At 35.6% G+C, this 22,718-nt stretch carries 18 protein-coding genes; 9 read left to right on the top strand and 9 right to left on the bottom strand.

The features are described 5' to 3' along the window. Positions 1-45 precede the first annotated feature (45 nt). Positions 46-2,397 (top strand): efflux RND transporter permease subunit, encoded by a 2,352-nt coding sequence (locus D7004_RS14515; protein WP_244214349.1) that lies wholly within the window; start codon positions 46-48, stop codon positions 2,395-2,397. Positions 2,398-2,462: 65 nt separating this feature from the next. Here D7004_RS14515 and D7004_RS14520 read toward each other — a convergent pair whose 3' ends face one another. Continuing rightward, complete coding sequence (locus tag D7004_RS14520) at positions 2,463-2,735, bottom strand: isoleucyl-tRNA synthetase (RefSeq protein WP_123206566.1); 273 nt, start codon at positions 2,733-2,735, stop codon at positions 2,463-2,465. A gap of 268 nt (positions 2,736-3,003) precedes the next feature. Here D7004_RS14520 and ileS point away from each other — a divergent pair, with 268 nt between their 5' ends. The 3 genes from ileS to D7004_RS14535 are packed head-to-tail and all read left to right on the top strand — an operon-like array spanning position 3,004 to position 7,424. Beyond that, positions 3,004-6,408, top strand: a complete 3,405-nt coding sequence (ileS, locus tag D7004_RS14525; protein ID WP_123206567.1) for an isoleucine--tRNA ligase — start codon at positions 3,004-3,006, stop codon at positions 6,406-6,408. A 30-nt stretch (positions 6,409-6,438) separates the two neighbouring features. Continuing rightward, complete coding sequence (locus D7004_RS14530) at positions 6,439-6,822, top strand: TraR/DksA family transcriptional regulator (protein WP_123206568.1); 384 nt, start codon at positions 6,439-6,441, stop codon at positions 6,820-6,822. Continuing rightward, a complete protein-coding gene (locus D7004_RS14535) occupies positions 6,822-7,424 on the top strand; it encodes a lipoprotein signal peptidase (protein ID WP_123206569.1) in 603 nt (200 codons plus the stop codon). The genes D7004_RS14530 and D7004_RS14535 overlap by 1 nt, the downstream gene beginning before the upstream one ends. Positions 7,425-7,623: 199 nt before the next feature. Here the strand turns inward: D7004_RS14535 and D7004_RS21315 are convergent, their stop codons facing one another. Next, positions 7,624-7,983, bottom strand: coding sequence for a ribosomal maturation YjgA family protein (locus D7004_RS21315; RefSeq protein WP_123206570.1), 360 nt, complete (start codon positions 7,981-7,983; stop codon positions 7,624-7,626). Between the two features lie 62 nt (positions 7,984-8,045). Continuing rightward, complete coding sequence (locus tag D7004_RS14545; RefSeq protein ID WP_123206571.1) at positions 8,046-8,633, bottom strand: YceI family protein; 588 nt, start codon at positions 8,631-8,633, stop codon at positions 8,046-8,048. A 722-nt stretch (positions 8,634-9,355) separates the two neighbouring features. Between D7004_RS14545 and D7004_RS14550 the strand changes: the two genes are divergently transcribed. Next, the gene (locus D7004_RS14550) at positions 9,356-9,715 is read left to right on the top strand and encodes a VOC family protein (RefSeq protein WP_123206572.1); all 360 of its coding nucleotides are present in this window, start codon (positions 9,356-9,358) and stop codon (positions 9,713-9,715) included. 1,510 nt (positions 9,716-11,225) lie between these two features. Here the strand turns inward: D7004_RS14550 and gcvP are convergent. After that, positions 11,226-14,102: an aminomethyl-transferring glycine dehydrogenase gene (gcvP, locus tag D7004_RS14555; protein ID WP_123206573.1), complete on the bottom strand. Its 2,877-nt coding sequence runs from the start codon at positions 14,100-14,102 to the stop codon at positions 11,226-11,228. Between the two features lie 436 nt (positions 14,103-14,538). Between gcvP and D7004_RS14560 the strand changes: the two genes are divergently transcribed. Continuing rightward, positions 14,539-15,393 (top strand): hypothetical protein, encoded by an 855-nt coding sequence (locus D7004_RS14560; RefSeq protein WP_123206574.1) that lies wholly within the window; start codon positions 14,539-14,541, stop codon positions 15,391-15,393. A gap of 26 nt (positions 15,394-15,419) precedes the next feature. On the opposite strand, the gene D7004_RS14565 is transcribed toward D7004_RS14560, so the two are convergent. The 3 genes from D7004_RS14565 to D7004_RS14575 all read right to left on the bottom strand — a co-directional run bounded on the left by D7004_RS14565 (position 15,420) and on the right by D7004_RS14575 (position 18,041). Further along, a complete protein-coding gene (locus D7004_RS14565) occupies positions 15,420-15,983 on the bottom strand; it encodes a hypothetical protein (RefSeq protein ID WP_123206575.1) in 564 nt (187 codons plus the stop codon). 318 nt (positions 15,984-16,301) lie between these two features. Continuing rightward, on the bottom strand, positions 16,302-17,198 hold the full coding sequence (locus tag D7004_RS14570) for an EamA family transporter (protein ID WP_123206576.1): 897 nt from the start codon (positions 17,196-17,198) through the stop codon (positions 16,302-16,304). A 126-nt stretch (positions 17,199-17,324) separates the two neighbouring features. Beyond that, positions 17,325-18,041, bottom strand: coding sequence for a pyridoxine 5'-phosphate synthase (locus D7004_RS14575; protein WP_123206577.1), 717 nt, complete (start codon positions 18,039-18,041; stop codon positions 17,325-17,327). 83 nt (positions 18,042-18,124) lie between these two features. On the opposite strand from D7004_RS14575, the gene D7004_RS14580 reads away from it, so the two are divergent. Next, entirely contained in the window at positions 18,125-19,765 is a 1,641-nt protein-coding gene (locus tag D7004_RS14580) for an ArnT family glycosyltransferase (protein ID WP_123206578.1), read from the top strand. A 1-nt stretch (position 19,766) separates the two neighbouring features. After that, positions 19,767-20,147: a GtrA family protein gene (locus D7004_RS14585; protein WP_123206579.1), complete on the top strand. Its 381-nt coding sequence runs from the start codon at positions 19,767-19,769 to the stop codon at positions 20,145-20,147. 546 nt (positions 20,148-20,693) lie between these two features. Here D7004_RS14585 and D7004_RS14590 read toward each other — a convergent pair. Then, positions 20,694-21,035, bottom strand: coding sequence for a DUF6370 family protein (locus D7004_RS14590; RefSeq protein ID WP_123206580.1), 342 nt, complete (start codon positions 21,033-21,035; stop codon positions 20,694-20,696). A 72-nt stretch (positions 21,036-21,107) separates the two neighbouring features. On the opposite strand from D7004_RS14590, the gene D7004_RS21165 reads away from it, so the two are divergent. After that, positions 21,108-21,239 carry a hypothetical protein gene (locus D7004_RS21165; RefSeq protein ID WP_279634762.1) on the top strand — a complete coding sequence of 44 codons (132 nt, stop codon included), beginning with the start codon at positions 21,108-21,110 and terminating at the stop codon, positions 21,237-21,239. A gap of 120 nt (positions 21,240-21,359) precedes the next feature. Here the strand turns inward: D7004_RS21165 and ahcY are convergent, their stop codons facing one another. After that, entirely contained in the window at positions 21,360-22,676 is a 1,317-nt protein-coding gene (gene ahcY, locus D7004_RS14595; protein WP_123206581.1) for an adenosylhomocysteinase, read from the bottom strand. Between the last annotated feature and the right edge of the window lie 42 nt (positions 22,677-22,718).

The following is a 22,718-nucleotide window of genomic DNA, read 5'->3' on the forward strand; positions in this document are numbered from 1 at the left end:
TAGATTAGTTTTGCCTTTAAATAACATCATTAAACTAAGCTGCAAATGTGGATTAAGCTATCGCGATTTATTCTTCAAAACCGTATCGCAATCATCGTATTTTTCTTATTAGGCACAGTATTTATGGCTTACCAGGCCAAAAACGTAAAGCTATCTTATACCGGAAGTAAAATTTTGCCTGTTACCGATAGTGCTTTCGTAAAATACAACAATTTCAAAAAAACCTTTGGCGAAGATGGTAGCGTAATGGTTATCGGTATTCAATCTCCGGCTATTTTCAAGAAAGAAATTTACAACCAGTGGGTACAATTAAGTAACGACATTCAGAAGCTAAAAGGCATTAAACAGGTTTTATCATCTGGAAGGATTTTTCAACTGGAAAAAGATACTGTTAATCAGAAATTTCAACTGAAAGCTATGCCTGCAGGATTGGTGAAAACCGATGCTGAAATGGATTCGATTAAAAACACACTGTATAACACTCAGTTTTTTGAAGGCTTGGTTTACAATAAGCAAAATGCAACCTTAATGGCCATTACTTTCGATACCAAAATCCTAAATACGGCCGATCGAAATCCCATCTTAAAGCAAATTGAAGAGAAAGCAAAAGCTTTTCAACAAAAATCAAAAATACAAGTACACATATCTGGTTTACCTTACATCCGCACAGCGGTTAGTAAATTAGTAAGTAACGAATTTGTACTGTTCCTGGGCTTATCAATTCTTGTTTCGGCTATCATCCTATTAATTTTCTTTAGAAAATTTTATGCCGTTTTCTTTCCAATATTGGTGGTTATAATGGGTGTAATTTGGAGTATCGGTACCTTGGTTTTATTTGGATTTGAACTCACCATTTTAACAGGACTTATTCCGCCACTAATTGTAATTATTGGTATCCCAAATAGTATTTTATTGTTAAACAAATACCAAAATGAACTTAGAAAAGATGGCGATAAACCACGTGCTTTAAGCGTTACCATAGAAAGAATCGCAGTTACCACACTTATTGCAAACATAACAGCTGCTATTGGTTTTGGCGTATTGTATTTTACCGGAAGTGAACTGTTGATGCAGTTTGGTAGCGTAGCATCAATAAATGTTATGATAACCTGGTTAATGTGTTTGTGCTTAATCCCGATAATTTTTAGCTATTTGCCTGCACCAAAATTAAATGCGCAAACACATGTAGAAGAAGGTTTTTTACACAAATTATTGGTAAAAACCGATGTTCTTGTTCAAAACAAAAGTTCTTTAATTTATATAGCAACAATTGTAATTTCTATAATTGCCTTTATAGGCGTTATGAAAATAAATGTTAATGGCTATGTGGTTGATGACTTACCTAAAAACTCAGAAATATTAACCGATTTAAAGTTTTTTGAAAAGAATTTTGAAGGGATTTTACCGCTAGAAGTAAGTGTTGATACAAAGAAAAAGAACGGTGTATTTAACCTAACAAACCTTAAACGAATGGAAAAAATGGAGAAAATGATTTCTTCATATCCTGAGTTTTCTCGTTCTATCTCAGTCAACATGGGCTTGAAATATGCTACTCAGGCATTTTACAATAATGATTCTACGTTTTTCCGCTTGCCAGATAATATGGAAAAAAACTTCATTTTATCATACATTGCCAATGGCGGAAAGGGAAATGCAAGTTTGCTAACAAATTTTGTGAGTAAGGATAATCAAAGTACAAGAATTAGTTTTCAAATGGCCGATGTTGGATCTAAACGCTTAGATGCCATCATGACCGAACTAAAACCCCGTATTGATAGCATTCTGCCGCCAGATAAATTTGATGTAGAATTAACAGGCTCAAGTGTAATCTTCTCTAAAGGAACAGATTATATGTTGAAGCACTTGTTCGAAAGTATCGGTTTAGCCATTGTGTTGATTTCGCTTCTTCGCCTTGCCCAGTTTAAAAGTTTAGGCATTATGTTTATTTCTTTACTGCCTAATATAGTACCATTAATTATTACGGCTGGTATTATGGGTTATTTTGGAATTTCATTAAAACCATCAACCATTTTAATCTTTACTATAGCATTTGGTTTGGCTTCTGATCAAACGATATACTTCTTAACCAGATATCAGCAAGAGCTAAACCTTACTAACTTTAGCGTTCCGAAGGTAGTAACAGATACCATAACTGAAACAGGTGTGAGCATGACGCACATTGCCCTAATTTTATTCTTTGGTTTTGGAATTTTTACCGCCTCGACTTTCGGAGGAACAGTGGTTTTAGGATTATTACTTTCTATAACTTTGTTTGTAGCCTTAATATTTAACCTTACCTTATTGCCGGCATTGGTTTTATGGTTAGATAAAAAGAAAGTTAGAAAAGTTGTTTCTGATGAAGAATCGGCGAAGAATATTGGCGGATTTGACCATTAAGCATTACACATAAACCTATGAGGTTTTTAAAAACTTCATAGGTTCAAATAAAATTATAATCAAACCTACTCTTCAGTAGGTTTTTTCTTTTCTTCATCAACAGGAACTTCAACTGTTGGGTCTGTTTTAATTTCAGCGTTGCCGTCACCATCTTTTTTCGCGAAAAGAATTGGGTAAAGCAGCCAGAGCGCACCAACCATAACCAAAATACCCGCTAAGATTTGTAAGTAACGAGCAGAATCTACCTCATTGGCATCTAAAATTAAATATGCGATATAAGAAAGTATGCCTAAAATTAAAACCAAAACGGCTTTTTGTAACTTAAGTAGCTTAATCATGAGGTTCTCTTTTTTAAGGTAATGATATGAAATAAAATAAGTATTAGTCCAATAAGTTCTAAAACACCGCAAAAATAAAATGCATAAAGCACAATATCTCGATTCTTAACGCTCAAAATGGCTAGAATTGGCAATGCGATTACGGCAATTAGCATGCAATAAAGCCCAATATTAAATAATTTCACATCAAAAGTATTTACATCAAAACTACCAAAATTGAGCGGAAAACCTTAACTTTGCATCCTTAATTTTTTGAGGTACTTGATTGATGTATAGCGAATTTAAACAATTAGAGCTTGCCAAAATAGGGCAAGAAATACTGGATTTTTGGAAAAAGGAAAACATCTTTGAAAAAAGCATTTCTTCCCGTCCTAAATCTAATCCGTTTACTTTTTACGAAGGTCCACCGTCTGCCAATGGCATGCCCGGAATTCACCACGTAATGGCTCGTGCTATTAAAGATATTTTTTGTCGTTATAAAACTTTAAAAGGCTTTCAGGTTAAACGCAAAGGCGGTTGGGATACTCATGGTTTACCAATTGAACTTGCTGTTGAAAAAAAATTAGGCATTACCAAAGAAGATATTGGCAAAAAAATAAGCGTTGACGATTACAATGCAGCTTGCCGTACAGAGGTAATGAAATATACTGATGTTTGGAACGACCTGACCGAAAAAATGGGTTATTGGGTTGACCTTGAAAAACCTTACATCACTTACGAAAACGAATACATTGAAACCCTTTGGTGGATTTTAAAACAACTTTACGATAAGAACTTTTTGTACAAAGGCTATACGGTTCAGCCGTATTCGCCAGCTGCAGGAACCGGTTTAAGCTCACATGAGTTAAATCAGCCCGGCACCTACAAAATGCTGAAAGACACTTCAATTACAGCGCAATTCAGACTTAAGAAAGACCAAAATCATCCTTTAATTAATCAATTATTTGAGGAAGATACGGAGGATACGGTAATCATCGCCTGGACAACCACACCATGGACCTTGCCTAGTAACGGTGCTTTGGCCGTTGGCGAAAAAATCGTATATGTAAAGGTTAAAACTTTTAATCAATATACTTTCGAGCCGGTTAGCGTTGTTTTAGCAAAAGATTTAGTGGCTAAACATTTCAAGAAAGAGGCTGAAAATCTTTCTTTCAACGATTATAAAGGCGGTGATAAATTAATTCCGTGGACCATCGTTTCTGAGTTTACAGGTAAAGATTTGGTTGGATTAAAATACCATCAATTATTAAATTATGTTTCTTCGCCAGAGTTAGAGGAAAATGCCTTTCGCGTTATCCCTGCTGATTATGTAACTACAGAAGATGGTACAGGAATCGTTCACATCGCATCAGTTTTTGGTGGAGATGACTTTCGTGTAGCAAAAGAAAATGGCGTTCCGGCGGTTATGATTTTTGATGACAAAGGAAATGAACTGCCTTTGGTTGATAAGCAAGGAAAATTTGTTGCTGAGGTTACAGATTTTGCAGGACGCTATGTAAAAGAAGAATATTATAGTGATGAAGAACGCAGTAATCCTGAATTCAGAGCAACAGATGTTTTAATCGCAATTAAATTAAAAGAAGACAACAAAGCTTTCGACGTTAAAAAATACGAACACAGTTACCCACATTGCTGGAGAACTGATAAACCAATTTTGTATTATCCTTTAGATAGCTGGTTTATTAAAACCACAGCTGTTAAAGATAAAATGGTAGAGTTGAATAAAACCATTAACTGGAAACCTGAATCAACCGGTACCGGTCGTTTTGGCAACTGGCTTGAAAACCTGGTTGACTGGAATTTATCGCGTTCTCGTTATTGGGGAACTCCTCTTCCAATTTGGAGAACTACAGATGGTTTAGAGGAAAAATGTATTGGTTCTATCGCTGAGTTAAATTCAGAAATAGCTAAATCTATCGAAGCTGGCTTTATGCCTGCAGGTTTTGAACTGAAAGATATGCACCGCCCTTATGTTGATGATGTGATTTTAACTTCATCAAAAGGCGAAAAAATGACTCGCGAAACTGACCTGATTGATGTTTGGTTTGATAGCGGTGCCATGCCTTATGCGCAATGGCATTTTCCATTCGAAAACAAAGACGAATTTGAAAATGCTTACCCTGCAGATTTTATTGCGGAAGGTGTAGATCAAACTCGTGGTTGGTTTTTTACACTACATGCAATTGCAGTAATGTTAAGTGAGGCCAGCGATGAAATCAAAGCCGTAAATGAGAAAGTTGGAAACCGAGGTGTAGCCTTTAAAAATGTAGTTTCAAATGGTTTGGTGTTAGATAAGAATGGAAATAAAATGTCTAAGCGTTTAGGCAATGCAGTTGACCCATTCAGCACCATCGAGACTTACAGTGCCGATGCAACACGTTGGTACATGATTAGTAATGCATCGCCATGGGATAACCTTAAATTTAGTTTAGAAGGACTGGACGAAGTTCGTAGGAAATTTTTCGGAACACTTTACAATACCTATGCCTTCTTCGCTTTGTATGCAAACATTGATAAGTTCGAAATCGACAAAAATAATTTAAGTAAGGTTGAAGAAAGAACTGAACTAGACCGCTGGATTTTATCGTTATTGCAAAACTTAATTAACGAAGTTGATGAAGCTTACAATACATACGAACCAACAAAAGCATCTAGAGCGATACAAACATTTGTAGATGAACATTTAAGCAACTGGTACATCAGATTAAGTCGTCGCCGCTTTTGGAAAGGCGAAATGACAGATGATAAACGTGCTGCTTACGAAACACTTTATACTTGTTTAGAAACTTTAGCTCAGTTGATGAGCCCCGTTGCCCCTTTCTTTGCCGATTGGTTGTACAAAAACTTAACCGTTACTGATGCACATGCAGCAGAATCTGTACACTTAACCTTATGGAAAGATGCAGATAAAAGCTTAATTGATATGGCATTAAACGAAAGAATGGTTTATGCCCAGGATATTTCATCAATGGTTTTGTCATTGCGTAAAAAATCAAGCATAAATGTTCGTCAGCCTTTAGCCAAAATCTTAATCCCATCATTAAATGGAGATTTTGAACAAAAGATTTCTAAAGTTGCAGATTACATCCTTTCTGAAACGAATGTTAAGCACATCGAATTTATAACAGATACGCATGGCATTGTAAAGAAAAAACTGAAACCAAACTTTAAATCGTTAGGAAAAAAAGTTGGCAAGGATATGAGCTTGGTTAAAGAAGCTTTAGAAAACGCAAATCAGGATGATATTCAACGTTTAGAAAACGAAGGGTTTTTAACAGTTGTTGGCAGTAGTGATGTAGAGTTTACTATTGATTTAAATGGCGATGTTGAAGTTTTTGCAGAAGATATTCCGGGATGGCAAGTTACTAATCTGGGCAATTTAACGGTTGCTTTAGATGTTACGATATCTGATGAGTTGAAGCAAGAAGGTATATCACGAGAATTGGTAAATCGGATTCAAAATTTGCGTAAAGAATTAAACTTTGAAGTAACCGATAGAATAAAGGTTGCTTTACAAAATGATAATCTTGTAGCCGATGCAATTGCTAAAAACAAGGCATACATTTGCGCAGAAATTTTAGCCGACGAATTAGAATTAACAGATACGGTTGCAAATGCAAACAAAATCACTATCGATGATGTTGACTTAAGCATTTCAGTAACTAAAATATAAATCAATATATTAGAAAACTAAATTAAAAGCATGGAAAACAGCAATAAAACCCGCTACTCAGACAGTGAACTACAAGAATTTAAAGAGTTAATTCAAGATAAATTACGCAGTTCTAAAGAAGAACTTAATGCACTAACAACATCTTTAAGTAACCCAAATGCTAACGGAACGGAAGATACTTCAGGTGCCTATAAAACATTAGAAGATGGTTCTGCTACGATGGAAAAAGAGCAAATCAATCAATTGGCTGCTCGTCAGAAAAAATTCATTGATAACCTTGAAAATGCATTGGTTCGTATTGAAAACAAAACCTATGGCGTTTGTCGCGAAACTGGAAAGTTAATACCTAAAGAACGTTTACGTGCTGTACCGCATGCAACCTTAAGTATGGAAGCTAAATTAAAGCAGAATTAATGAAAGGCTACACAAAACCTTTAATATTGATTTTCTTAGTTTTATTAGCCGACCAGGTGATAAAAACCTGGGTTAAAACAAACATGTATTTAGGCCAGGAGTTTAACATTATTGGTAAATGGTTTATCATCCACTTTACCGAAAATAATGGGATGGCTTTTGGGATGGAATTTGGCGGAGAGTTTGGAAAACTAGCCTTATCGTTATTTAGAATTGTAGCCGTTGCCGGGATTGGTTACGGTTTACACTATTTAATCAAAAATAAATACCACCGCGGTTTAATTTTAAACGTAGCACTAATATTTTCCGGTGCTTTAGGTAACATTATCGACTCGGTATTTTACGGTAAAATTTATGGCTACGAAGGTCTATTTCATGGTCGTGTAGTAGATATGTTTTACTTTCCAATTGCCGAAGGACATTTTCCAACCTGGATTCCGATTTGGGGTGGTGATGAATTTGTATTCTTCAGACCGGTTTTTAACCTTGCAGATGCTGCAATTTCAGTTGGTGTAATCTTAATTTTAATTTTCCAGAAAAACTATTTTAAGGAAGATGTAAAAGATGAAGTTAGCATCAATAGTGAAACAATAGAAGACTAAATAGATTTACGATTGTAGATTTAAGAATTACGATTTTAAATCTAACATGCCATTTATAATTGCAAGCCCATTTCTTAACTGAATTGGGCTTTTTTAATGTTGTAAATTCCTACCCTACATTTCCGTCATGGCGAACAAACGCTAAGCTTATTTTATATTATACTAAGTTCAATATTAATGAAAATAACAACGCAAATGCTTAATCCCTAAATAACAAGCAAATCAAATATCCTACAAAATAAGCTAGTAGATCATAAATGCTGAAGTAAGTTCCTAGCACAACACTCCAAAACTTATTGTTCTGCAAACCCAGCCAATTCACGTAATTAACTGCTTGCAGAAATTCGATTATAAAGGAAAAAATTAATAGGCTTAAAGCTAACTTTCTATTATTTGTTACTAAAAATATTCTGAAAAAAGCGTACATCAAAACCACAACCAATACGTCACCACCAAATGGTCGTATAATAGCGTCGTGTAAATAAATTGCAATTAATACCTCTATAACTAATATAGCTGGGAAGATTAATAAGAACTTTAAGTTAAAAGTTAATTTCATGAGTGGATAAACGAAAAAGGCCTCGATAAATATCGAGGCCTTTACATCTTATAACAAGATAATTATTTCTTAGCTACCAATTTAACTGATAATTCGAAGTTATCGTCAATCGCTTTATCACCAATGCTATCAAAGAATGATTTTGAACCGTAACGAATGTCGTATTTAGTTCTATCAACTGTGATTTTACCAGCTAAAGCAGAAACAGTTCCATCAGCATTTACTGCAACAGTTGCAGGGAAACTCAATGGTTTTGTAATACCTTTAATGGTTAAATTACCAGATACCACTAAGCTAGTTCCAGAACCAGCAACCTTAGTAATTACAAAGTTTGCAGCCGGAAATTTAGCAACACCGAAGAAATCATCTGCTTTTAAGTGACCTTCTAATTTTGCGCTACCATCAGCATCTTTGATCGAGTTCATATCGATAATAAAGCCACCTTGAACTAATTTTTTACCATCAAGAATTAAAGTTCCTGATTTTAAAGATACTGTTCCGTTGTGAGAACCTGTTACTTTTTTTCCAACCCAGGTAATGGTCGATTTTTCTGTATCTACAGTATAAGTCACAGATTTCGTAGGTTTTTTAAAAGCTGACAAAGCTACCACTGCCACTAATAAAAAGATTGAGCTGAATTTTAATTTCATTTTTTAGTTTTTTTAATTTATGATACAAATATAGATTAAGAACCGACATTCTCTAATTGACCTATGTTAACTTTTTAAAAAATATTCGGATTTTGTTTAAAACTAATTGACTGTGTTTATAGCAATAAGGTTTAATGTATTTAAATATAAATTTTTTACAGAATTTCTGGAAAGCAAATTAACCAAATAAATTATCGGTAGTCGGGCTCATCTGCTCTATTTAACTTTTCTTCTACACGTATTTCAGTTTGCATTACACCTATCAGCATTTTCTGCGAAGATACTTCTCTGTCTGTATCTTCAACAGACCGAAACACCGTGGAAGATTTTAAAAAAAAGATATCTTAAAATCCATAAATTTTAGAAGAGCAATCCCTGAAGCATCTATTAATGTTCGTCCCGCTATCGCTTCAAGTCCTCATCCTCGTTCCTCGTCTTCCGGGCTTTTACGCTCTATCGGGTCTAGATAAATTTTGCTTCTGTAAGCATCCAAGGCTGCATAAAACCCATCGTCATTTCGAGCGTAGCCGAGAAATCTTTGAACATAGCATTCTTGGGCTACGGTCTGTGTTCCCAAAGGCCAAAACAAATGCTAAAACTTTTAACTTCCGCCACAAAATGATACCATTTCATTCCCGTTTAAATAATTAATGTTGTGCTATCATTTCGAGTTGTAAGATGCCAAAAAAACCGCCTATCTTAGTTGTATAATTTAGGTAAGTATGAACCACAACGCAAAATCAATACGGCCTTTTATAGGCGCTAAAAACTTTGAAACATCAAGAAATTTCTACCGCGACTTAGGTTTTGAAGAAGTTACTTTGGGCAACCAAATGTCAGTTTTTAAAACTGGGAACATGGCTTTTTACTTACAAGATGCCTATGTAAAAGATTGGATTGAAAATACCATGATATTTATGGAAGTTGATGATGTGAATCGATTTTACAATGAATTATCAGCATTAGACTTAACAACTAAATATAAGGTTAAGCTATCGCCTATTAAATATGATGATTGGGGCAATGAGTGTTTCTTGCATGACCCAGCTGGTAATTTATGGCATTTTGGGCAATTTAAATAAGTCTCTAATTTTCCCATCATTAATTAATTGTTCTCGTTTAGGCTATTAACCAACCCTTGTTTTTAAACCTGACAGTAGCGACAGCCCCGAGTTTTTCTACGAGGGCTACAGCGGAATGGCAGGACTGCAGTTCCCCATAAAATACTGAACATTCATTTCCAAAAACTGTTAACATAAATACTAATATCTTTAAAATAAGAAAATGTTAATAAAAAATCCTCCCCCTTGCCCCCTCCAGAGGGGGACACATGGCGCAGATAGCGATGTGCAAGAAAGGACCAGTATTATTAAAGCTGCTTTTTAAGTTAACGTCACCCTGAATTTATTTCAGGCTCTTATTTGCAGGAAAGATGCTGAAATAAATTCAGCAAGACGTGTCGTACAAGCAATACTACTATAAAACAGCAAAATATTCAGTTTAAGAATCAAGTTCGGTTTGATATAAAATCCTCCCCCTGCCCCCTCCAGAGGGGGATACATGATGCAGATATCGATGTGCAAGAAAAGACCAGTATTATTAAAGCTGCTTTTTAAGTTAACGTCACCCTGAATTTATTTCAGGGTCTTATTTGCAAGAAAGATGCTGAAATAAATTCAGCAAGACGTGTCGTACAAGCAATACGGCGATAAAACAGCAAAATATTCAGTTTAAGAATCAAGTTCGGTTTGATATAAAATCCTCCCCCTTGCCCCCTCCAGAGGGGGACACATGGTGCAGAAAGCAATGGGCAAGAAAAGACTAGTATTATTAAAGCTGCTTTTTAAGTTAACGTCACCCTGAATTTATTTCGAATCTTATTTGCAGGAAAGATGCTGAAATAAATTCAGCAAGACGTGTCGTATAAGCAATACGGCTATAAAACAGCGAAATATTCAGTTTAAGAATTAAGTTCGGTTTGATATAAAATCCTCCCCCTTGCCCCCTCCAGAGGGGGACACATGGTGCAGAAAGCAATGGGCAAGAAAAGACTAGTATTATTAAAGCTGCTTTTTAAGTTAACGTCACCCTGAATTTATTTCAGGGTCTTATTTGCAGGAAAGATGCTGAAATAAATTCAGCAAGACGTGTCGTACAAGCAATAAGGCAATAAAACAGCGAAATATTCAGTTAAGAATCCAGTTCGGTTTGATATAAAATCCTCCCCCTTGCCCCCTCCAGAGGGGGATACATGGTGCAGATAGCGATGTGCAAGAAAAGATCAGATTGCAATGAATAGTTAATTTTTAGGCTATAAACCAACCTTTGTTTTTAAACCTGACAGGAGTGACAGCCCCGAGTTTTTCTACGAGGGCTACAGCGAATGGCAGGACTGCTTTACCCGATAAAATACGGAACGTTCATTTCCAAAAAAAAATCTGCAAGTTTTATAAAAATGAGTTTACAAACTTGCAGATGATTTTATCTAATAAGATGGCCACGTCGGCTGAAAAAGCCTTCTCGAAATGACGAACGGGCCTAAATAAGTCGATGGAAAAGAAAAACCATTTCCCATTTTTACCTTTTACATTTTTAAGGTACTATTTCTTCCAAATAACTTTCTATCGGCGGACAAGCACAAATTAATGAGCGGTCGCCGTGGCTATCGTTAACGCGACCAACTGATGGCCAGAACTTACGCTCTAACACATACGGCAATGGAAACGCTGCTGTTTGACGGCTGTAAGCATGCTCCCATTCATTAGCTGTAATTACCGAAACCGTGTGCGGTGCATTTTTTAGCGGATTATCAATTTTATCGAATGTGCCGTTTTCTACTTCATCTACTTCTTTTTTAATGGCGATTAAGGCATCACAGAAACGATCTAACTCATGTTTAGGTTCAGATTCTGTAGGTTCAACCATTAAGGTGCCTGCAACCGGGAATGAAACCGTTGGTGCATGGAAACCATAATCCATTAAACGCTTAGCAATATCCGTAACTTCGATTCCAAAAGCTTTGAATGAGCGGCAATCTAAAATCATCTCGTGTGCACAACGACCCTGAGCACCAGAATACAACACCGGATAGTGTTGCTCCAAACGAGCTTTCATGTAGTTTGCGTTTAAAATTGCGTATTTGGTTGCATTGGTTAATCCCTCTGCACCCATCATAGCAATATAAGCATGAGAAATTATCAAAATTGATGCTGAGCCCCAAGGAGCAGAAGAAACTGCAGAAATGGATTTTCCTTTATCAATATCAACCACCGTATGACCAGGAAGATAAGGAACCAAATGTTTCGCAACACCGATTGGACCCATACCGGGACCACCACCGCCGTGAGGAATACAGAAAGTTTTGTGCAGGTTTAAGTGGCAAACATCTGCACCAATATTAGCTGGACTGGTTAAACCAACTTGTGCGTTCATATTTGCACCATCCATATAAACCTGACCACCGTTAGCGTGAATGGTTTCGCAAATTTCGATAATACTTTCTTCGAATACGCCGTGAGTTGATGGATAAGTTACCATCAAACAAGAAAGGTTTTCTTTATGTAATTCTGCTTTTGCTTTTAAATCTTCAACATCGATATTACCGTTTTCTAACGATTTTACGACAACAATTTTCATATCGGCCATTGCTGCAGATGCAGGATTTGTACCATGAGCTGATGCCGGAATTAAAGCTACGTTACGATGGAAATCGCCTCTATCGTGGTGATAAGCACGGATAACCATTAAACCGGCGTATTCGCCTTGAGCACCAGCATTAGGCTGTAAACTCATGGCTGCGAAACCTGTGATTTCGCTTAACCATTTATCCAGTTCGTTAAAAACAGAGTAATAACCTAAAACTTGGTCGGCCGGAGCAAATGGATGGATGCGACCGAAGTGAGACCAGGTAACCGGAATCATTTCTGCAGTTGCATTTAATTTCATGGTGCAACTACCTAAAGCAATCATCGAATGGCAAAGCGATAAATCTTTTGCCTCTAACGATTTTATGTAACGCAACATTTCATGTTCTGAATGGTGCGAATTGAAAACCGGATGTGTTAAAAATGCCGATGTACGTTGCAATTCATCAGGAATAACAGTTTCTACGTTTTCTACAACCTCAACTTCATCAGCTGCGATAGCTTTAACTTTAGCAAAGATTTTAGCAATTAGAGCGATATCTTCAAAGGTGGTGGTTTCATCAACAGAAATGCTGACTACACTACCCGAGTAATTTAAATTGATTTCATTATCAATACAACCCGATTGAATACCAGCTTTTAAATCGCCCAATTCGAAACGAATGGTATCGAAATAAACAGAACTTAATTGCTCGTAACCTAAATTTTTAATGGTTGATGCTAAGCTGATGGCCAAACCATGCGTACGTTCTGCAATGGCTTTTAAACCTTTCGGACCATGATAAGCAGCATAAAAACCAGCCATAATGGCCAATAATGCTTGTGCAGTACAAATGTTTGATGTTGCTTTATCTCTACGGATGTGCTGCTCCCGGGTTTGCAAAGCCATACGTAAAGCGTAATCGCCGTGGCTATCAATGGTTACACCGATTATACGACCAGGGATAGAACGTTTATATTCATCTTTAGTTGCAAAAAATGCGGCATGTGGCCCACCAAAACCCATCGGAATACCGAAACGTTGCGTTGTTCCCACCACAATATCAGCACCCCATTCGCCCGGAGGCGTTAATAAAGTTAAGCTTAAAATATCTGCAGCTACTGTTAATTTAATATTTTGATTGTGCAGTTCGGCTGCGAAGTTCTTGTAATCGAAAACCTCACCATTTCCTGCCGGATATTGAACAATCGCACCAAAGAAATCTTCAGTTGCAGCGAAATCTAAATGACTGCCAATAACCAATTCAATACCGTAAGGATTTGCACGGGTTTTTAAAATATCTATCGTTTGAGCAAAAACCAGTTCGGATACGAAATATTTTTTAGCCGCCTGGTTTTTACGTGTACTGTATTGCATAAACATAGCCTCAGCCGCAGCTGTACCTTCATCCAAAAGTGATGCATTGGCAATTTCCATTCCGGTTAAATCGATAACCATGGTTTGGAAATTTAACAAAGCCTGTAAACGACCTTGTGCAATTTCTGCCTGGTAAGGCGTATACTGCGTGTACCATCCTGGATTTTCGAAAACGTTACGCAAAATTACACCTGGGGTAATGGTATCATAATAACCCTGTCCGATAAAGCTTTTAAAAACTTTATTCAACAATGAAGTTTGTTTTAAAGCACCAAGATATTCCGTTTCTGATTTCGCAGCTGGCAAATTTAAAGGTTGTTTTAACCTAATTGTTGCCGGCACAGTTTGTTCAATCAAATCATCAATCGAATTAACGCCAACGGTTTGCAACATTGCTTCAGTATCTTCATGATTTGGCGCAATATGTCGGTTCTGAAACTCTTCTTTGTAGTGGATGTTTAAGCTCATGCTATGTGAATAATAAGATGCGGCAAAGGTAAGTAAAACGAAGCTGTATTTCGCTATGTAACAATGTAAAAAAGGTGTCTTATTTACATGTAAAGGCTACAAAGATGATAGATTTAAATTGGCTGATTAATGGGGGATTGTTGCACTTTTAGAAGAAAGTCTTAATAATTTAGAAAGCAATGCTTGAGCAAAAATTAAAGTTTGTTCCCGCACTCCGCTAAATCTTTTTGTTCTCACCATCTGCAAACCCGAACGACTGCAAACAAAAAGGATATCGCTTCGTTCGGGTTTAGGAAATTAAATTTGTGCTAAAAAACCTTCCAACGCATAAATTAGCATTAAATTTAAGATTAGAAAATAATTAACGAAAACATCAGAGAAAAATATTTCTTATTTTGCTAGCTTTAATTTCCCATATATTACACTAAGACCAATAATGTTTAAAACCAAAAAAACCAATGTTGCTATTTTAGTTCATGCTTGCGACAGGTATGAATTTCTGTTTCAAGGCTTTGATTACTTTTTTTCAGCACATTGGGATTTTAAAATTCCTGGCAATTATTATTTCGCAACCGAAGCGTTGGATGTTAAAATTAATGGCTTTGAGAATATTAAATCAGGCAATGGCGCCTGGGCTGATCGACTAGCTTTCTTATTAAAAAATGAAATAGAAGAAGACTACATTCTTTATTTTCAAGAAGATATGTGGTTAAGTAAGCCTGTGAATCGGAAATTTTTTACAGAGCTATTTGACCAGGCTATTCAAAACGATTGGAAGCATGTGAAACTGCACAGTTCTGATGTGTATAAAACTAAACCAACCGATAATTTTATTGAAGGATTTAATGTTTCTGAATTGGACAATCGGAAATCTGATTTTTTAATGTCGCACCAAGTTACACTATGGAAAAAAGATTACTTGTTGGCTCAGCTTTATAAAAATGAGCATCCATGGAGAAATGAAAGAAGAGCAACAAAGCGTTTAAAAAAGCTTAATCCACAAATTTTTCATATCGATTACTTCTCAGAAAACGGTTCTGCAGAAATTAATGTAAACAATCAGCCTGTAAAACGAAGTGAATATCATGCAGTTTCCTTTAATAGCACATTGAATTTTAATGTTTTAGAATACATTAAATTGCTAAACAAAGGAAAAGCAGCACAGAAAAAATATGCAACTGAATTACAAGACCATTACGATAACGATTTAACGCATGATGGAAAGCCGAAAGCTAAAAAAGAAGATGTTTTTAAAAAATTTAAAAATTGGTTTACCAAAAAGAAAGGCTAAAAAATCCTTTTTTTTCGATTTAATACTTATTTCTGTACTTTCCAGCCTTCATCTTTACTTAACTTAAGCTTGTAGGTTTTAGTAATAAAGTTGCTGTTTTCGCTCGCATCTTTATCAAATGGAGCAAAATCTGTATTTACTTTTTTTAGGGAAACCGTTACTTTCGATGTGCTTGAATTAACCTGAGAAAAATCAACCGGCTTTTCATCTGATAATACATATTCTACCACTTTTACAGTAGCCTTATCTTCATCTTGTTTTAAAACCAGCGGACTGGCTTTCTCGGTTAAAGTTATCTGGTAAACAAAGCTACTATCTTTAGATAAAAATTTTTTACTTGCTTCTTTCAATTTTAGCGAAACCATCCCCTTACTTTCTAAAATTTTATATTTGGCCAAATCTAATTTATCACTTTTGCTGCTAAATTTTATCTCTCCGAAATTGAAACGGGTAGTTTTATATTCAGGATTCGCCTTTAAATAATCTGTTATTACGGAACCAGCCTCATCTTGGTTAATAGTGGTTTTAGTTGTACATCCGGCAAAGCCGATAATAAGTATGGATAAAATATAAAAAGTAAGTTTTTTCATTTGTATGTGTTTTGTGTTTTAAAGGTATTTAATTTTTATTTCAACCGCAAAGAACGCTAAGTTTTTCGCAAAGGAAAAGACGATTATTTTTACCACCGAGGCCATAGAGATTTTCACAGAGAGCACATAAAGTAATTAATTTAGTTTTTGCCACAGATTCGCAGATTATTTTAATAGTTCTTAAATACATTACATATTGCTACAAAAAATTGTGCGCTTGTGGCTTTACTCGGTGTCCTTTGTGGTTTCTCATTAAGCACTTAGCTTTGCGTTCTTTGCGCTTTCAACTTTCCTCCTTTATCCTTGCGAACTTTGCGGTTAAATACGTTTTTGCTTTAAGTACTTCAAGTTTGGCAGAACCATTGCCGATAAAATCACACATACGCCAACCCACCGTAAAAAAGAAACCTGCTCTTGCAGCACAAACCCAGCCATCATTACGGCTACAGGCAATTCTGCTGCACTTAAGATAGAACTTAATGCTGTACCAATGCGAGGAACGCCTTCGGCATAAAACAATGGTGGAATTACTGTTCCAAAAACTGAAATTATTAACCCCCATTTTAATAAACTTCCATTTAGTGCTCCATTAAATAGAAATGCTGGTGGAAAAATTATGAAGATTAAGATACATGCTCCTGTTATCATTAAAGCGCTTTTCTGCAAAGGCGGATATTCATTCCCAATTTTACCACTTAACATTAAAAATCCTGCGTAAGCTATTGCAGCCAACAAGCCAAATCCTATTCCTGTTAAATTTAAACTTTCAATACTGGTTTCTATCATTCCGCTGGCTAAAACCGTTCCGCCTAAAACTAAGAGAATCGAAAGTAACTGTATAACCGTTGGTTTCTTTTTGAATATGACATACTCCATTAAAATACTCATCCAGATAAATTGCATCAATAATATTATAGCAACAGAATTTGGAACCAGCTTTACACATTGGTAATAAAAAATACTAACCATCCCAGTGCAGGTTCCCGCCAAAATCATTTTCCACCAAGGGGTTTTTATTTTAACTTCTCTTGATTTATAAACTGATGTTTTGGTTTGAAAGAAAAATAAAACCCACAAAATTACTGCACCAAAAAAAGCCTGAGCACCTGTAACATCGCCAAGTGTATAACCATCGTGGTACGCAAGTTTAACAAAAGTAGAAAGGATGCCGAAACTGCAGGCACCAAAAAAAACAAGGAGAATTCCTTTTAGCATATATTTAAGAATTAACCGCAAAGAACACTAAGTTAATCGCAAAGTAAGGCAAAGCTAAAATATAACCGAGCACCTAACTTTGCGTTACTTTGCGCCAAAATCCTTTGCGGTCTTTGCGGTTAAAAACTAAACTAGTTGTTGTAAATATTTTTGAATAGTAGTTTCAAGTCCCAAATAAAGAGCATCGCTAATTAAAGCATGCCCAATAGAAACTTCTAACAAACCCGGAATGCTTTGAGCAAAGTAATGAAGGTTATGTAAGTCCAAATCATGCCCAGCATTAATACCTAAATTTAAATGATTTGCATGGTGAGCAGCAGCAATGTAATTTACAATAGCCTTTTCTCTATCACCAAAATAATTATGCGCATAAGCTTCGGTGTACAACTCAATTCTATCTGTTCCTGTTTCGGCGGCACCTTCTACCATTTCTACAACCGGGTCGACAAAAATAGAAACCCGAATGCCTTCCTTTTGGAAAACGGCAACCATTTCCTTTAAATAATCTTTATGTTTAATCGTATCCCAACCATGATTTGATGTGATTTGACCTTCAGCATCGGGAACCAATGTAACCTGAGCCGGTTTATTTGCAAGCACCAAATCAACAAACTTATCTTCTTTGCAATTGCCTTCAATATTAAATTCAGTAGCAATAGCAGCTTTTAAATCGTAAACATCCTGATAGCGGATGTGACGTTCATCGGGACGTGGATGTACCGTAATTCCCTGCGCACCGAAAGCCTCACAATCCAGCGCAACTTTAACTAAATCAGGATTATTGCCGCCACGACTGTTGCGTAAGGTGGCAATTTTATTGATGTTAACCGATAACTTTGTCATGCCGCAAAGATATGGCTTTGCCTTTATTAATACGGAACGTTAAATAAATTTGACTTTTTTTTGCTCATATTTGTTTGCAGCAAATGAAGATAAAAGACACCTCATTATATAAACTTTTAATTGTTTTACTTGCCTTAGCGAGTATTCCTGCACTTTTTAGCGGTGTTATGGAGCCTGATGGTGCGCTTTATGCATCCATGTCTAAAAACATCATATTGCATAACGATTGGCTTAATCTTTATGGTCGCGGGGCAGATTGGTTAGACAAACCACATTTAACTTTTTGGATTAGTGCAGTATCTTTTAAAATTTTCGGTATTTCATCATTCGCTTTCAAGCTACCCTCATTTCTTCTTGGTTTGCTCGGTGCATGGTATTTGTACAAACTTGCTAAAGATATTTATGAGGAGAAAACCGCACTGATTAGTGCTTTGATTTTTCTAAGTGCGCTTCATACTATCACCTCTACGTTTGATGTAAGGGCGGAAATTTACATTACCACTTTTACTTTAGCTTCCATTTATCATTACTACAAAGCCCACCAACATTCATTTTGGAATGTGGTTGTAGGTTCGTTTTTTGCCGCTTGCGCAATACTCATAAAGGGAATTTTTGTACTAATACCTGTTTTTGCAGGCTTTATAATTTACTGGCTATTTACCAAACAGTATAAGCAGTTGATAAACCCGAAATGGTACATCGCGATATTTTTAATTTTGGTTTTTATTACCCCAGAATTATATGCGCTTTATACACAGTTTGATATGCATCCCAAAAAAGTTGTTTTTAACAGAACTGGGGTTTCTGGATTAAAATTTTTCTTTTGGGATAGTCAATTCGGGCGATTTTTTAACAACGGACCGATTAAAGGTAAAGGCGATATTTCCTTCTTTTTGCATACAACGCTTTGGGCATTTTTACCATGGTCTGTTTTGCTGTATGCAGCGGTTGTAAATTTATTTAAAAAGAAGAACCGAGAAAACTTAGCTCCGGAAAGTATCATCATCTGGGCGAGTGCAGCGGTAACATTTCTCATTTTTTCGCTTTCGAAATTTCAACTGCCACACTATATTTTGATAATTTTTCCTCAGTTTGCTATAATCACTGCATTGTATATTCAGAAACTGGAAGGTAAGACATTATGGATATTTCTTACCATACAAAATGTGGTTTTAGCACTGGTATTTATTCTTTTAAGCGTTATTTGGTTTTTCTTTGGTTTTGAAAACAGATACCTGGTTCTGTTTTTTATTTTAGCAGGAGCTTTTATAACTTTCTTTTTTATTAAAGGAAAAGATATTAAAACTTTGATTGGACGTAGCGTCGCTGTTTCATTAACGCTAGCGCTATTCCTGTTTCTATTCTTTTATCCTGCTCTTTTGAATTATCAATCGGGTATGCATGCTGGCAAATGGTTGAAGAGAAATTACCCAACAGCAAAACCGGCAGTTTTAAATTACATCGATGCTTTTTCTTTTGATTTTTATGCTCCAGGCGAAGTAAAATACTTTTATAATTATGGAGATTTAGATAAAAGTAAGGCTATAAAAGATTTGGTAATTTATGTACCCGAAGCAGAGTTATCCAAACTAAAAAAGGAGTATCATGCGGAAGTTTTGAAATCGTTTAACTACTTCCACATTACTAAACTAACTGGTAAATTTTTGAATGCGAAAACCCGCGACCAGGTTTTAGAACATTTTTATTTGGTGAAATTGAATTAAAATGGATTTATTTCTACGAATTATAAAGTTTGGCTTAACAGGTTTGCTCGGGATGGCAATTGATTTTGGAGCAACATGGTTATGCAAAGAGAAGATTAAAATTAATAAATATGTTTCTAATGCGATTGGTTTTACACTTGCCGTAACCAATAATTATTTAATTAATCGCGTTTGGACTTTCCAAAGCACCAATGCACACTGGGGAACTGAATTTAGTAAGTTCTTGGGAGTAAGTTTAATTGGATTGGCTTTAAATACGCTGATAATTTATCTATTTCACCAACGCAAAAATGGAACTAACTTTTATGTAGCGAAGTTTTTTGCAATTGTTATTGTTTTCGTGTGGAATTTTTTGGCGAATATGTTGTTTACGTTTAAGTAACGTTTTTGCCAATAAAATAAAACACAACAAGCCATACTAATCCTTTAATAAGGAAGAATAAAAACCCGACTAACCCCACCCGCTTAAACCAAAATTTTAGCTTTTCTTTGTTCATTGCGTTACAGTAAAGATAACGGATTTGAACTGGATTTTAAACTAGTGTTTGATTTCTTGATATTATAGAATAGTAAATACACTTTAACAAACTTTATGAAAAGATTTATCTATTTATAACATAAATTCAATCATTAATTTTCCTTCACATTATTAATAAGCTGCTTTTTTTAGTTTGCGTCACCCTGAATTTATTTCAGGGTCTTTTTTACAGGGAAGATGCTGAAATAAATTCAGCATGACGTATCGTACAAGCAATACGGTGATAAAAATAGCAAAATATTAAGTTTAAGAATCGAACTCCCAAGTTTAACAATAAGCTTTCGAGGGTTTTTTACCACCTAAGACATTTAACAACATCTTAGCTGGTGATTAAATTGAGGAAAGGTGAAATGTATCTACTTATAATAAGATTTTAAGCTTTCTGCCGAATTATTTACTCGTAGGCAATAATTTTATTTCTTTTGCTTTAAAACGATTATTAACTATCTCGCCAGTTACTTCGGCTTTGCTAATTGCATTACAAAAACCATGTTCGCCATGTGCATCACCAAAATCATCTATATTTTTCCCATCTACGAAGTATGGCTTGCCATCAATTTTAACAGCTAGTTCGCAATCCTTTCCTTTCATTTTGAACTGACACTCGCCACAGGCAATTTCTACAATTTGCTTGGAAATTAATTTCGAAGAAGCTTTTTGATTTGGAACTGTTTGCGCAAATCCACCTATTGCACACATGCCAATTAGGAAAGAAAATATTAAATTTTTCATTGATGCTTTTTTTCAAATTTAAGTTTTATCAGCAAAAGAATTACTGTATTTAGTTAATTAAACCTGATAAAAATGGAAATACTTTTTGTTGCAAGTCTTTTACGAGTTCGAACTGACAATGCCAAAAAGATTGGAATGGTTAGCAGGACTGCCTTACCCGAAGCATTACTTTACTATCGTTTTCAAAAAAAATCAACCATATAAGGCATACTAAAAAATATAAGCTCAAATGTTGCTAGATATCTTCATGGATAAAAAATAAAAAAGGGATATGCAAAAATGCAAATCCCTTTATAAAATTATAAGCCCCAATGGGGTTTGGTCTTAGTATCTGTATGTATCTGATTTAAAAGGACCTTCAACCGGCACACCGATGTAATCAGCTTGGTATTGATCTAAAACATCTAACTCAACACCAATTTTTTCTAAGTGTAAACGAGCAACTTTTTCATCTAAATGCTTAGGTAAAACGTAAACTTTGTTTTCGTAAGCAGCAGTATTTGTCCAAAGTTCTAATTGCGCTAAAGTTTGGTTTGTAAACGAGGCACTCATTACAAAACTTGGGTGACCAGTTGCGCAACCTAGATTTACTAAACGACCTTCGGCTAAAACGATAACATCTTTACCTTCGATTGTATATTTATCAACCTGTGGCTTAATTTCGATTTTAGTGTCGCCATAGTTTCCGTTTAACCAAGCCATATCAATTTCGTTATCGAAGTGACCGATATTACAAACAATCGCTTTATCTTTTAATGCTCTGAAGTGTTCTTCGCGAACGATGTTACAGTTACCAGTTGTGGTTACTACAATATCTGCCTCTTTAATAGCATTAGCTAATTTTTTAACTTCGTAACCTTCCATTGCAGCTTGTAAAGCACAAATTGGGTCGATTTCTGTTACAATAACACGTACACCTTGTGAGCTTAATGATTCTGCAGAACCTTTACCAACATCGCCATAACCACATACAACAGCTACTTTACCAGCCATCATAATATCAGTAGCACGACGAATTGCATCAACTAAAGATTCGCGACATCCGTATTTGTTATCAAATTTAGATTTTGTTACCGAATCATTAACGTTAATTGCTGGTGTGTGCAATGTTCCGTTTTTCATTCTTTCGTACAAACGGTGAACACCAGTTGTAGTTTCTTCTGATAAACCTTTGATAGCTGCGATTAGCTCAGGATATTTATCAAAAACCATATTGGTTAAATCGCCACCATCATCCAAAATCATGTTTAATGGTTGCTGCTCAGGTCCAAAATGAAGTGTTTGTTCGATACACCAATCAAATTCTTCCTCATTTAAACCTTTCCAGGCGTAAACCTGAATACCAGCAGCAGCAATTGCAGCCGCAGCATGATCTTGTGTTGAGAAAATATTGCAAGATGACCAGGTAACTTCGGCACCTAATGCAGTTAATGTTTCGATTAATACCGCTGTTTGGATAGTCATATGCAGACAGCCTGCAATACGAGCACCTTTTAACGGTTGCGTTGGACCGAATTCTTTACGTAAACTCATTAAACCTGGCATTTCTGCTTCGGCTAATTCGATTTCTTTACGGCCCCATTCTGCCAGTGAAATGTCCTTAACTTTGTAAGGGATGTAAGTTGTCTCTACTGATGACATAAAATTATTATTTAATTAATTGATTATCAATTGTTTGTGTGA

The sequence above is a fragment of the Pedobacter jejuensis genome, from assembly GCF_003725795.1.
Classification (GTDB): Bacteria; Bacteroidota; Bacteroidia; order Sphingobacteriales; family Sphingobacteriaceae; genus Pedobacter; species Pedobacter jejuensis.